Source organism: Halomonas sp. MMSF_3323 (assembly GCF_030733595.1).
Lineage (GTDB): Bacteria > Pseudomonadota > Gammaproteobacteria > Pseudomonadales > Halomonadaceae > Halomonas > Halomonas litopenaei.
Genome location: NZ_JASHIT010000027.1, coordinates 64,504 through 77,709 on the forward strand (window position 1 = coordinate 64,504; position 13,206 = coordinate 77,709).

12 protein-coding genes are annotated in these 13,206 nt (G+C 65.7%); 9 read left to right on the forward strand and 3 right to left on the reverse strand.

Annotation, left to right across the window (positions count from 1 at the left end; all coding sequences use genetic code 11):
- Positions 1-37: 37 nt before the first annotated feature.
- Positions 38-547, reverse strand: a complete 510-nt coding sequence (locus tag RBB39_RS14470) for a tripartite tricarboxylate transporter TctB family protein (protein ID WP_045993330.1) — start codon at positions 545-547, stop codon at positions 38-40.
- A gap of 57 nt (positions 548-604) precedes the next feature.
- A complete protein-coding gene (locus tag RBB39_RS14475) occupies positions 605-1,576 on the reverse strand; it encodes a tripartite tricarboxylate transporter substrate binding protein (RefSeq protein WP_045993331.1) in 972 nt (323 codons plus the stop codon).
- Between the two features lie 331 nt (positions 1,577-1,907).
- Here RBB39_RS14475 and RBB39_RS14480 point away from each other — a divergent pair, with 331 nt between their 5' ends.
- Both RBB39_RS14480 and RBB39_RS14485 read left to right on the forward strand, forming a co-directional pair.
- Entirely contained in the window at positions 1,908-3,662 is a 1,755-nt protein-coding gene (locus RBB39_RS14480; RefSeq protein ID WP_045993332.1) for an IlvD/Edd family dehydratase, read from the forward strand.
- Positions 3,663-3,769: 107 nt separating this feature from the next.
- Positions 3,770-4,462, forward strand: a complete 693-nt coding sequence (locus RBB39_RS14485; RefSeq protein WP_083970460.1) for a GntR family transcriptional regulator — start codon at positions 3,770-3,772, stop codon at positions 4,460-4,462.
- 122 nt (positions 4,463-4,584) lie between these two features.
- Here RBB39_RS14485 and RBB39_RS14490 read toward each other — a convergent pair whose 3' ends face one another.
- A complete protein-coding gene (locus RBB39_RS14490) occupies positions 4,585-5,262 on the reverse strand; it encodes a GntR family transcriptional regulator (RefSeq protein WP_045993333.1) in 678 nt (225 codons plus the stop codon).
- Between the two features lie 257 nt (positions 5,263-5,519).
- Here RBB39_RS14490 and RBB39_RS14495 point away from each other — a divergent pair, with 257 nt between their 5' ends.
- The 7 genes from RBB39_RS14495 to RBB39_RS14525 all read left to right on the forward strand — a co-directional run bounded on the left by RBB39_RS14495 (position 5,520) and on the right by RBB39_RS14525 (position 13,162).
- Positions 5,520-6,974 (forward strand): Na+/H+ antiporter NhaC family protein, encoded by a 1,455-nt coding sequence (locus RBB39_RS14495; RefSeq protein ID WP_045993334.1) that lies wholly within the window; start codon positions 5,520-5,522, stop codon positions 6,972-6,974.
- A 238-nt stretch (positions 6,975-7,212) separates the two neighbouring features.
- The gene (locus RBB39_RS14500; protein WP_045993335.1) at positions 7,213-8,874 is read left to right on the forward strand and encodes a gamma-glutamyltransferase family protein; all 1,662 of its coding nucleotides are present in this window, start codon (positions 7,213-7,215) and stop codon (positions 8,872-8,874) included.
- A 3-nt stretch (positions 8,875-8,877) separates the two neighbouring features.
- A complete protein-coding gene (locus RBB39_RS14505) occupies positions 8,878-9,444 on the forward strand; it encodes a chromate transporter (protein WP_045993336.1) in 567 nt (188 codons plus the stop codon).
- On the forward strand, positions 9,444-9,974 hold the full coding sequence (locus tag RBB39_RS14510; RefSeq protein WP_045993337.1) for a chromate transporter: 531 nt from the start codon (positions 9,444-9,446) through the stop codon (positions 9,972-9,974). Before RBB39_RS14505 ends, RBB39_RS14510 begins: the two co-directional genes overlap by 1 nt.
- 126 nt (positions 9,975-10,100) lie before the next feature.
- On the forward strand, positions 10,101-11,102 hold the full coding sequence (locus tag RBB39_RS14515; RefSeq protein ID WP_045993338.1) for a tripartite tricarboxylate transporter substrate binding protein: 1,002 nt from the start codon (positions 10,101-10,103) through the stop codon (positions 11,100-11,102).
- Positions 11,099-11,632, forward strand: a complete 534-nt coding sequence (locus RBB39_RS14520; RefSeq protein ID WP_052704387.1) for a tripartite tricarboxylate transporter TctB family protein — start codon at positions 11,099-11,101, stop codon at positions 11,630-11,632. Before RBB39_RS14515 ends, RBB39_RS14520 begins: the two co-directional genes overlap by 4 nt.
- A gap of 30 nt (positions 11,633-11,662) precedes the next feature.
- Positions 11,663-13,162, forward strand: coding sequence for a tripartite tricarboxylate transporter permease (locus tag RBB39_RS14525; protein WP_239452564.1), 1,500 nt, complete (start codon positions 11,663-11,665; stop codon positions 13,160-13,162).
- Positions 13,163-13,206 lie beyond the last annotated feature (44 nt).

The following is a 13,206-nucleotide window of genomic DNA, read 5'->3' on the forward strand; positions in this document are numbered from 1 at the left end:
GCGAAGCCGATCGGTGTGGCGAAGCGCACGACAGGACTTAAAACAGCGGTGGCAACAGCGGCACGGGCAGGCCCAGAAAGCCGATGAACACCAGGCAGACCACGGTGATCAGGCCGGCGATGCCGATCAGGCTGAAACGCAGTGACACATGGCGCACCAGCCACAGTGAAAGGCCCATGAAGGCCGCCGTGGCGACTACATAGCCGAGCCAGGAGATGCTGTAGATGTAGACGGCGGCGAATACGAACACCGCCATCGCCTTGAGCGGCCTGGCGGGCGGCGCGGGCGCGCTATCGCCTTCGGTGAGTTCGCCCTCGGCCAGCTGACTGCCCTCGAGGGTGGGCGCGGCGCTCGAAGAGGCCTGGGCCCGCGCGCGGGAATGCGCGGTCAACTCCTGCACGATCATGGCGATGGCGAACAGTCCCACCACCACCGCGTAGATCAGCGGCATCCGCGCCGCGGCGTCGGGATAGCCCAGCGAGGTGACCCCGAACAGCGTGGCCACCCCCAGGGCGAAAAGGCCAAACAGCAGGCGACTGAGTTTCATCAGTATGACTCCCTCGGTCGCTTGCCGACGGGCCAGGCCCGTCGGCAAGCGCACCGATCAACCGTTGATCTCGTCCTTCACGCTGGCCCAGATCTCCTCGAACTGGCCTTCCATGTCCTCGATCATCTGGCGATAGTCGTCGCCGGTCTGGATATCGAGGTTCATGGCCCGCTCCTCGGCGACCTTCTTGAACTCCTCGTTGGTCTTGAGTGCCTCGAAGGCGTCGATCAGCTGCTGGCGCGCCTCATCGGGGATGCCGGCCGGTGCGCTGTAGCCACGTGAGGAGCCGGCCACCACCTCGATGCCCTTCTCGCTCAGGGTCGGCACGTCGGGCAGCATCGACAGGCGCTCGCGGGCAAACACCGCCAGCGGCCTCAGGCTGCCGGACTGAATGTGCCCGTAGACGTTGCCCAGGTTGTTGAAGCTGGCGTCGATCTGCCCGCCCATGGCGGCGGTGGCCGAAGGTCCGTCACCCTGGAACGGCACCTTCTGGAAGCTGATCCCCGAGGCCTGCTCGATCAGGATGGTGGAGAAGAAGTCGTCACCGCCCACGCCGGAGTTGCCCACGGTGATGGTGCCCGGGTTCTCTTCGGCGGCGGCCAGGAACTCCTCCACCGTCTCGTAGGGGCTCTCCGCCGGGACCACGATGATGCCCGGGTCGGTCACCACATTGGCGATCGGGGTCAGCTCGTCCACCGAGTAGGTGATGGTGTCGTTCATGATGTAGTTGGTCATCAGCATCGGCGTATTGGTGATGCTGATGGTGGTGCCGTCGGCCTCGGTCTGCTTGGCCAGACGGGTCCAGGCGATGGCGCCGGTAGCCCCCGGCAGGTACTCGTTGACGAAGTCCACTCCCAGCGACTCGCGCAGGAACGGCTGGGTCAGCTGGGCCAGGGCGTCACTGCCCCCGCCGGCCTTGAATCCCTGCAGCACCTTGATCTCGTCGCCGGCGGAGTACTCCGCCATGGCGGCGCCGGGCAGAAGCAGGGTCGACAGAAGGATGGCGGCGTAAGCTCCACGATGTTTCATGGCTGCACCTCTTGTGCGGTTGTCGTTGTCTTTATCGTTGTCTTGCACTGGTACGTGCGACGGGCGCGGTCATCGCGCACCTGCTCAGGCGCTGTCTTCGAGCGCTGGGCCCTGTCTCAGGACGCTGGGGCGCTGTCTTGGGGCGCTGAGTCGGGGCGAAGGCGCCGGGCACGTCGTGACTGCCAGATTCAACGTAGACGGTCGCCAATAAAATTGTCAATAATCTTGTTAACCATCTTTTCTCGTCCTAACCTAGCTAGCGAACCACGACGCAACGCCCTCCTGCGAAGGGGCTGTTCGGCGCCAGCGCTAAAGATACGAGGACCGATCGATGAGCCAGGACTCAGACAACAACCACAACAACGCCACCCGGGGCATGTCCAACCGCCTGACCAACTACGGTGACGCCGACTTTTCGCTGTTTCTGCGCAAGGCGTTCATCAAGGGCATGGGCTATACCGACGATGCGCTGTCGCGGCCGGTGATCGGCATCGCCAACACCTACAGTGGCTACAACGCCTGTCACGGCAACGTGCCGGGGCTGGTCGAGAGCGTGAAACGAGGGGTGATGCTGGCCGGCGGGCTGCCGGTGGAGTTCCCCACCATCACCCTGCACGAGTCCTTCGCCCACCCCACCAGCATGTACCTGAGAAACCTGATGGCACTGGACACCGAGGAGATGATCCGTGCCCAGCCGATGGATGCGGTGGTGGTGATCGGCGGCTGTGACAAGACAGTGCCGGCCCAGCTGATGGCGGCGGCCAGCGCCGATATACCCACCGTCCAGCTGGTCACCGGGCCCATGCTGTCGGGCTCCCATCGCGGCACCCGGGTCGGCGCCTGTACCGACTGCCGTCGCTACTGGGCGGCCTACCGCGGCCAGGACATCGACGACGCCGAGATCAGCGAGGTCAACGACAAGCTGGTGCCTACCGTGGGTACCTGTTCGGTGATGGGCACCGCCAGCACCATGGCCTGCCTGGCCGAGACCCTGGGTATCATGCTGCCCAACAGCGCCACCGCGCCGGCGGTCTACGCCGACCGCCAGCGCATCGCCGAGCAGTCCGGGACCGAGGCGGTACGGCTGGCCCGTGACGGGGTCACGCCCTCCCAGATCCTGACCCCCAAGGCCTTTGAAAATGCCCTGCGGGTGCTGCTGTCACTGGGAGGGTCGACCAACGGTCTGATCCACCTGACCGCCATCGCCGGTCGGCTGGGCATCGACATCGACCTGGACGCCTTCGATCGCATGAGCCGCGAGACGCCGGTGCTGGTCGACCTCAAGCCCTCCGGCGAGGGCTACATGGAGGATCTGCATCGCGCCGGCGGCCTGCCGACGCTGCTGCGAGAGCTGAAGCCCCTGCTGCACCTGGACACCATGACGATCAATGGTCGCACCCTGGGCGAGAACATCGACGCGGCGGTGCATCTGGTCGAGCAGCCAGTGGTGCGCCCACGCTCCCGCCCTGTCTACGCACAAGGCGGTATCGCCGTGCTGCGCGGCAACCTGGCCCCGGCCGGCGCCATCATCAAGCAGTCGGCGGCGTCTGCGGAGCTGATGCAGCATCGCGGACGGGCGGTGGTCTTTCATTCGCTGGAGGATCTGGCGACGCGCATCGACGATCCGGACCTGGACGTCAACGCCGACGACGTCCTGGTGCTGGCCAACATCGGCCCCAAGGGTGCTCCGGGCATGCCCGAGGCCGGATACATTCCGATCCCGAAGAAGCTCGCCACCCAGGGCGTCAAGGACATGGTGCGCATCTCGGACGGACGCATGAGCGGCACCGCCGCCGGCACCATCGTGCTGCACGTATCGCCGGAGGCCGCCGAAGGAGGGACGCTGGGCCTGGTGCGCGACGGCGACATCATCGAACTCGACGTCTCTGCCAACCGTATTTCGCTGGAGGTGGACGAGCAGACCCTGGAGAGCCGCCGCCAGCAGACCACGGCCCCGCCGCGTGAGCAGCCACCGATGCTCGGCTATCGTCGGCTGTTCATGGAGCAGATCCTGCAGGCCGACCAGGGCTGTGACTTCAAGGTGTGCCGCCCCGAGTCCCACTGTCGCGTGCCGACCCAGGAGTGAGGAAAGTCATTCGAGCCGATGAAGGCGGTGAGCGCTATTGATAGACTGGAGTCGGCGACGGGACCGTCTCGTCGCCGCTTCACCATCGTGATCGCAGAGGATGCGAGATGAGCCAGGTCAGCGTGCAGGACCCTTCCAACAGCACCCGTCGTCCCAGCGCCACCAGAGTGGCGGAGGACATCGTCGGCAGTGTCGAGGAGGACATCGTGCTGGGGCGTCTGCACCCCAGGGAGCGGCTGGTCGAGGAGGACCTGATCGAGCGCTTCGACTGCAAGCGCCACGTGGTGCGTCAGGCGCTGTTCCAGCTCGAGAGCATCGGCCTGGTCGAACGCATCAGGAACCGCGGCGCCTTCGTCAAGGCCTACACGCCCGAAGAGGTCGAGCAGCTCTACGCCATGCGTGAGATCCTCGAACTCGCCGGTGTCGACGCCCTGCCACTACCGGCGCCGGAGCCGTGGCTGAGCGAACTGGAGGACATCCATCAGCGCTACAGCGCTGCCGTGGACGCCCATGATCTGCGACGGGTATTCCACCTCAATATCGCCTTTCACCGCACCCTGTTCGCGGCGACCGGCAATCCCTACCTCTACGAAACCATCAACGAGTTCGCCCAGAAGGCCCACGGCATTCGTTTTATCGCCATCGCCGACAGCCACAGCCTGTCCCGCGCGCGCCACGAGCATCAGGCGATGATCGAGGCGATCCGCCAACAGGACCGCCACGCACTGCGCGAGCTATGCCGGCAGCACCTGCTGCCCTCCAAGAATCGCTACCTCGAGCTGCATCCTTCCAATCGCTAGGCGCTAACATCCGTCGCAGGCATCCCTTGAAGGCGCCCCTGGCAGGCGCCCCTGGCGACCTCCGGGAACTGACGCGCCATTCGCCTCTTCCAGCGCTTCCTGGGCGAGCCATCAGCGAGCCATCAGCCTTGCTCGCAGGCGCCCTTGGCGACCTCCCAGGACTGACGGATATGATCTTCGAGAAGGTAGCGGGCATCGTGGATACGCCGGTCCAGCGCCAGCTCGACCAGCTCGCCGTGCTGGGCATCGAGGCGGTCACGAATCTCCGGGTTGCCCGGTGCCAGACGACGATAGCGATCGAACTGATCGTGCAACTGCTCGATGAAGCGCAACAGCCAGTGTGAACCACAGGGCGCCAGCAGGGTGCGGTGAAAACGCTGGTGGGCCTGCTCCCACTGTTCGATCTCGCCCTGGGCCTTGTTGGCCCGCGACAGACGATGGCTGGCGGCCAGCAACTGCGACTCCCACTCGGCGTCACCCTCCTGGAAGGCCTGGGTCAGCGCCATGCACTCCAGCTGCATACGTAGCCGAGAGATATCCTCGAGTTCTTCCGCCGACAGCGGCGGCACCCGGAAGCCGCGCTGATTGTGCTGCTCCAGCAGGCCGTAGGCGGCCAACCGGTTGAGCGCCTCCCGCAGCGGGCTCAGCCCCACCTCGTAGCGCTCTTTCAGCGCGCTGATGGCGAGCTTCTCCCCCGCCGCGAAACGCCCACGGATCAGGTCCTGCTTCAGCGCACTGAACACCTGGCTCGCCGCCGTTTCGCCGCTCGCCGCCACCTCGGCTGGTTGGGAATTGATCATGACAACACTCGCAAATAACAGGCTTGCAGAGTACGTCGGCAATTGACGTTCGCCAAGCGCTGGGCCATAGTTTTTCCAAAATATCGATATTAACTACAGTAGACGATATTTCTTACAACGATCGAGATATTTCTTCCACAAGGGTCGATATCTCTGACAAAACAGGCCCTGACACAGAATGCCCCGACACAGAAAGCCCTGACCCAACAGGGCGGAGCCTGTCCCCTTCACCACAACAACAGCAACGGAACACGCCCATGTCCCAAGACGCTTCCCCTTCGACAGCGCCCGCTGTCTCGCTGTCTGGCCCTCGCCATCTGATTCTGCTCATCGCCGCCATCGGCAGTCTGCTGGTCGGCATCATGGGTCTTGGCATTCCCACCGCGGTGGCGCTGATCGTTGCCGGCGCCATCGCCATGACGCTATGCCTTGCCTGGGGGATCGCCTGGTCCCGCCTTGAAAGTGATCTGCTCAAGGGCATCCAGGCCATGCTGGTGCCCATTCTGATCCTGATGAGCGTCGGCATGATGGTGGGGGTATGGATGCTTTCCGGCACCATTCCTGCCATGGTCACCCTGGGCCTCGAGTCGCTGACGCCGGGGCTCTTTCTGGTCGTGGCCTGCCTGTCATGCTCGCTGATGTCGGTCATGGCCGGGACCTCCTGGGGCACCCTCAGCACCATCGGCGTGGCACTGATGGGGGTCGCGCTGGGACTCGGCATTCCCCCGGCCTACGCCGCCGGTGCCATCGTCACCGGCACCTTCTTCGGCGACAAGCTGTCGCCGCTGTCGGATACCACGGTGATGGCCTCGGCGGTATGCGAGGTCAATATCATCACCCACATCCGCCATATGCTGTATTCGACCCTGCCGGCCTACCTGATCGCCCTGGTGGTCTACGCCTGGCTCGGCAGCGACGTCGCCACCTCCGGGGCGACCCTCGCCGGTGACGGCATGTCGACCCAGACCCAGGCGATCATCGACACCCTGGCCGCCACCTTCAGCGACAATCTGCTGACCCTGTTGCCGCCCCTGGTGGTGTTCGGCTGCATCCTGGCCAAGAAGCCGGTGCTGCCCGCCTTCATGCTCGGCATCGTCAGCGCGGCGCTGATCGCGGTGGTGCTCCAGGGCGCGAGCCTTTCCGAGATCGGTTCTGCCATGAACGCAGGCTTCGTCGCCGATACCGGGGTCGCCATGGTCGACAAGATGCTGTCCCGGGGTGGCCTGCAGGGCATGATGTCCACCGTGGCGGTGCTGATCGCCGCCGCCGTATTGGGGGCCCCGTTCAAGAGTGCCGGCACCCTGGACGCCGCCATCGCCTACCTGGCCCGACGCCACGCCGGACGGCGCCAGGTGCTCGGTGGCTCCATGGCGCTGCATAGCCTGGCCTTTCTGCTGACCGGCAGCTACTACGTGACCTTCTCGCTGCTTGGTCCGCTGCTGCGCCCGCTGGTCGCCAGCAGTGGCAGCCCGACCAGGAACCTCTCACGTATCCTCGAGGACACCGGCACAACCCTGTCGCCGCTGGTGCCCTGGGGCGTCACCGGCGCCTTCACCGCCGCCACCCTGGGGGTCGCCACCGCCGACTTCTTCGTCTACGCCATCCTCTGCTACGGCGCCATCGCCTTCTCGTTGCTCTATGTACTCACCGGCCTGACCCTGGGTCATGGCAGCGACGAGCGCCAGCCGGCCGGCTCCGCCTCCGGGGCCTGATATTCCGCCAGGGCCTGCGTCACTGCTGGATCGCGGCCACGATGAACATCACACCCGCCATCATACTCGGGGCCCGCCTTGCCGGGCCCCGAACCGTTGGATCGCTCTTCAGGGGATTGACGGCCTTTCGAGGGCGCGGCATAGTCGGGTCATAAAATCGATTTTTAACACCAATAACGATTGATCCGATCCAGCTTGGATCAGCGACCTCGAGTCAGCCACCTTGAAGAGAGACGCCATGTCTTCCCAGCGCGCGAACCCCAGCTCCCTGTCCACTCCCTACCCCGATGCCACGCCCTACCCGTCCCGGCGCAGCCCGACCTATTCTCGCGATGGCATGGTGGCGGCGTCCCAGCCCCAGGCCGCGCAGATCGGCCGCGATATGCTCGCCCGCGGCGGCAACGCGGTGGACGCCGCCATCGCCACCGCCGCCGCGCTGACGGTGGTCGAGCCCACCGGCTGCGGCATCGGCGGCGATGCCTTCGCGCTGGTGTGGATCGCCAACGACGATCAGGGCAACGGCGAGCTGCACGGGCTCAACGCCAGCGGCGTGGCGCCCCAGGCGCTGAACCGGGAAGCACTGGTCGAGGCCGGCCACGACAAGGTCCCGCTCTACGGCTGGACCCCGGTGACGGTGCCCGGTACGCCATCCGCCTGGGCCGAACTGTCGCGCCGCTTCGGCAAGCTGGACTTCAAGACCCTGCTCGAACCCGCCATTCGCCTGGCCCGCGACGGTTTTCCGGTGTCACCGGTCATCGCCAGCCTGTGGCAGCGCGACACCGTGACCTTCCACAAGCACCTCGAAGGCGAAGCCACCCAGCCCTGGTTCGACACCTTTACCTTCGATGGCCGCGCTCCCGACGCCGGTGAGTGGTTTCGCAACGAAGACCAGGCCAGGACCCTGGAGGCCATCGCCGAGAGTCAGGCGGAGAGCTTCTACCGGGGCGAGCTGGCCGAGGCCATCGACGCCTTCTCGCGTCGCACCGGCGGCTATCTGCGCAAGGACGACCTGGCGGCCTATCAGCCCGAGTGGGTCACCCCGATCTCGGCCCGCTACCGCGACGTCGACGTCTGGGAAATCCCGCCCAATGGCCAGGGCCTGGTGGCGCTGATGGCGCTGCGCCTGCTCGATGGCTATCCGGCGTCCCACCGCGACGACCCGGAACTGCTGCATCGTCAGCTCGAGGCGATGAAGCTCGCCTACACCGACGGCAAGACCCATATCAGCGAGCCACAGGCCATGACCTACACGGTCGAGGAGCTGTTGTCCGACGCCTACACCGAGGCCCGTCGCGAGCTGATCCAGGACGCGGCCATCGACCCGCAGCCGGGCAAGCCCAGGGCCGGTGGCACCGTCTATCTGGCCACTGCTGATGCGGACGGCAACATGGTGTCCTTCATCCAGAGCAACTATCACGGCTTCGGTTCCGGCATCGTGGTGCCGGAAACCGGCATCGCCTTGCAGAACCGCGGTCACGACTTCAGCCTCGACGAGAGCCACGACAATGTGCTCAAGCCCGGCAAGAAGACCTTCCACACCATCATCCCGGGCTTCCTGACCCGAAACGGCAAGGCGTTGGGGCCCTTCGGCGTGATGGGCGGCTTCATGCAGCCCCAGGGCCACGTCCAGGTAGTGATGAACCTGGTCGACTTCGGCCTCAACCCCCAGTCGGCGCTGGACGCACCGCGCTGGCAGTGGATGGGCGGTCGTACCATCGGTATCGAGCACGGCTATCCGGCACCGCTGGTACGTGCCATGGCCGCACGTGGTCATCGCATGCAGGTGGATACCGACAGCCGCAGCTACGGCCGTGGCCAGGTGATCCTGCGTGACCCCGAGACCGGCATCTACTGTGGCGGCACCGAGCCCCGCACCGACGCCACCATCGCGGTGCTCTGACCCATGAGCGTACAAGCTTCGCTATTTGCCGCCTTCTTTCGCATCGGCATCTTCGGCTTCGGCGGAGGTCCGTCGATGATCCCGCTGGTCCACCAGGAGGTGGTCAAGCGCCACGCCTGGATGGACGACGACGCCTTCGCCGATGTCCTGGCCATCGGCAATACCCTGCCGGGGCCCATCGCCACCAAGATGGCCGGCTACATCGGCTATCGGGTCGGCGGGGTGTTCGGCGCCATCAATGCGGTGGTGGCGGTGATCGTGCCGGTAATCTTCGCCATGATCGCGCTGCTCGGCCTTTACAGCCGCTACGGCGACCAACGCTGGGTGCAGGGCATGGGGCTGGGCGTGGTGCCGGTGGTGATGGTGATGATGGCCCAGCTGACCTTCGACTTCTTCCAGAAGTCCCGGGCCGGGCTCGGCGTGGTCGCCACCCTGGTCATGGGAGTGGCCGCCGGTGGCCTGATCTATGGTCTTGGCGTGCACCCGGGACTGATCATCGGCGCCATCCTGATCGCCGCCCTGCTCAGGCCCGAGAAACCCCGCAACGCCCCTGAAGGAGGTCGTACCTGATGATCTACTGGCAGCTGTTTCTGGCCTTCTTCATTCCCAATATCGTCGGCTACGGCGGTGGCCCCGCGATCATTCCGCTGATCGAGAACGAGGTGGTCGGCACCTACGGCTGGATGACCCACCAGGGCTTCGCCGAGACGCTGGCGCTGGGCAATGCCCTGCCGAGCCCCATCGCCACCAAGATGGCCGGCTATATCGGCTATGAGGTAGCCGGCGCCGGCGGCGCCATGGTGGCGGTGCTGGCCACCGTCGGTCCCTCGCTGCTGTTGATGCTGGCGGCCCTGGGCACCCTCTATCGCTACCGCGACTCGATCAAGGTCAAGTCCATGAGCCAGTGGGTCCGTCCTGTCGTCATGGTGCTGATGGCCTACCTGACCGTCAGCTTCCTCAAGGAGGGCATGGCGACATCGGGCCTGGTGCACACCCTGATCATCGCCGCTGTGGCAGCACTGCTGCTGCTCAAGACCCGCGTACACCCGGCCCTGGTGGTGTGCTTCGGGCTGGGCTACGGCGCCCTGCTGCTGGGCTGAGAGACGACACGACACCACCGATCCATCCACAACAACACGCGTGACCTTCGATCCACCCATAACAATCAACCCGACCATCCATCCCAACAATCACAGACAAAAGCCCTCGACGCACAGGACAATCCCATGACCCTGCACCGTACCCCGTCAAAGACCGCTCTTTCCCGCCGCTCTTGCACCCGGACCGCGCTGGCCCTGATGGTCTCTGCCTCCGCCCTGGCCGCCGCCAGTGTGGCCGTGGCCCAGGACGCCTACCCTGACAAGCCGGTGGAATTCATCGTGCCCTGGTCGCCGGGCGGCGGCAGCGACACCCTGATGCGCCTGGTCGCCAACCACGCTGAATCCCAGCTTGGTCAGCCGATCCCGGTGATCAACATGCCCGGGGTCAGCGGCACCACTGGCCTCAAGGAACTGTCCCGGCGTGACGCCGACGGCTACACCATCGGTCAGGTCCATGAAGGCCTGATGGTGGCCCACCACACCGGCCTGACTCAGCTCAACTACGACGACTTCGAGCCGGTGGCGGGTGTCACCCAGTCACCCCAGTACCTGACGGTTCCTGCCGGCGCGCCCTACACCACCTTCGAGGAGTTCGTCGAGTACGCCAAGGCCAATCCGGGTGAGGTCCGCTTCGGCGTGACCCTGGGCGGCGTGCCGCATATCCACGCCGCCATGATGGAAGAAGCCGAAGACCTGCAATTCCGCTACGTCGGCTTCGAGGGCACCGGCTCGCGCATCCGCGCCCTGGTCGGCGGCCACATCGACGCCGCCATCGGCGACATCTCCTCAAGCGGCGAGTTCGTCAAGAACGGTGACCTGCGATTCCTGGCGGTGGGCAGCGAGGAGCGCCAGCCCGAAGCGCCGGACGTACCGACCTTCACCGAGCTCGGCCATCCTGAGCTCAAGCTGAACATCATTCGCGGCATTCTGGCACCCAAGGGCACCCCGGAAGAACGCATCGACACCCTGGCCGAGGCCTTCGAGGCCATGAGCCAGGACGAGGCCTTCGCCCAGGCGGTACACAACGCCGGCGCCAGTGTGGTGTTCGAAGGCCCCGAGGCGTTCGCCGAGTACCTCGAGACCAGCAACGCCACCATCGAGCGTCTGTCAGGGAAGCTTGCACGATGAGCCAGAGCACCACCGACCGCTCCCCTTCCGGGGAGCGGCACGCCCCGGGCCGGGGTGGTCCCCTGGCCCATGTGCTGTTGAACATCGCCCTGGCGGCGCTGTTCACCGCGCTCTTTGTCAGGGCCCAGGCGCTGCCATCGTCGATGTGGGAACCACTGGGTTCGGGCAGCTTCCCGCGGCTGGTACTGGCGGCGCTGGTGGCATTGAACCTGGCCATCGCCTTCAAGGAGGCGCGTGCCTTCCTGCGCCAGAGCGCCGGTGAGCGCGGCCAGGTCGGCGCCTGGATCTGGCGTCACCGGCTGGCCTTCGCTGTGCTGGCGCTGTTTGCGGTGTACATCATCGCCCTGCCCTGGCTGGGTTTCAGCCTGGCCTCGCTGGCCTTCCTGCTGGCGGGTCAATGGCTTCTGGGCGCGCGCTCGCTCAAGGCCCTGGCCATCGCTGTGGTGGTCGCCCTGGTGTTCTCGCTCGGGGTCGACACCCTGTTCCGCGACGTCTTCGTCATCAGCCTGCCCCGCGGCCTGTTCGGCTGAGGCGGCAACGACTCCTCGAGGAAATTGCTCATGATGGATGCGCTGCTGTCCGGCATGGACCAACTGTTTACGCTCTCGACCATGTTCGCCATGCTGCTGGGTGTCATCGCCGGCGTCATCGCCTCGGCGATTCCTGGCTTCACCATCACCATGGCCATCGTGCTGACCCTGCCGCTGACCTTCACCATGGACCCGCTGCAGGGCGTGGCCACCATGCTGGCGGTCTATGTCGGCGGTTACACCGGCGGCCTGATCTCCGCCGCGCTGCTCGGCATCCCCGGCACGCCGTCGTCGGTGGCGACCACCTTCGACGCCTTCCCGATGGCGCGCAAGGGCGAGCCTGGCCGCGCCCTGGCGCTGGGTATCTGGGCTTCCTTCTTCGGCGCCCTGGTCAGCGTGGTGGTGTTGATCATCGCCGCCCCACCGCTGGCGCTGATCGCCGTCAAGCTGGGCGCCTGGGAGTACTTCTCGCTGATCATCTTCGCCATGACGGTGGTCGCAAGCCTGGTCGGCAAGTCCATGCTCAAGGGCCTGATGACCGGCCTGCTGGGACTGTTCATTGCCACCGTCGGCTCCGACCCGATGATGGGGGTGGCTCGTTTCACCTTCGACTCGGACCTGCTCGCCAACGGTTTCCCCTTTCTGGTGGTGCTGATCGGTATCTTCGCCGTCAGCCAGCTGCTGTCCGAGGTGGAAGACGCCGAGGGCGTCAAGCACGGCAAGGCGCTGATGCCCGACGACGTCCACTTCAACCCCATGGCGGCGCTGAAGGAAACCTTAAGCTATCCGGTCAACCTGGTGCGCTCTTCACTGGTCGGGGTGTTCATCGGTGCGGTGCCCGGCGCCGGCGGCAGCATTGCCAACCTGCTGGCCTATGACCAGGCCAAGCGCGCCTCGAAGACCCCGGAGGCCTTCGGCACCGGGACGCCGGAAGGGGTGATCGCCTCGGAGTCCGGCAACTCGGCCACCTCCGGTGGCGGCCTGATTCCGATGATCGCCCTCGGTATCCCCGGCAGCGCGGTGGACGCGGTGTTGATGGCCTCGCTGATGGTCCACGGCATCGGCGTCGGTCCGCGCCTGATCATGGATCACGGTGATCTGGTCTACGGCATGTTCATGGCGATGCTGGTGGCCGCCTTGATGGTACTGGTGGTGTGTCTGTTCAGCATGCGCTGGTTTCTGCGCGTCACCGAGGTGCCCAAGTCGATCATCGTGCCGGTGGTCCTGGTGTGCTGCGTGATCGGTGCCTTCGCGCTGAACAACCGGGTCACCGACGTCTACCTGCTGCTCGGTGTCGGCGTCTTCGGCTACGTGCTCAGCAAGCTGGACTACCCGCTGGCACCGCTGGTACTGGGCGTGATTCTCGGCCCCATCGCCGAGACCAACCTGCGCCGCGCGCTGATGTCCGACGAGAACTGGATGCTGTTCTTCACCCGTCCTATCTCGCTGGGCCTGCTGTTGCTGGCGGCACTGTCGGTCGTGCTGGCGGTACGCCACCACCGTCGCACCAAGCGGCTGCAGGCGGCCTGACGGCCTGGGTGCAACTCACCCGACAGTCCCTCGACGGGGCCCGG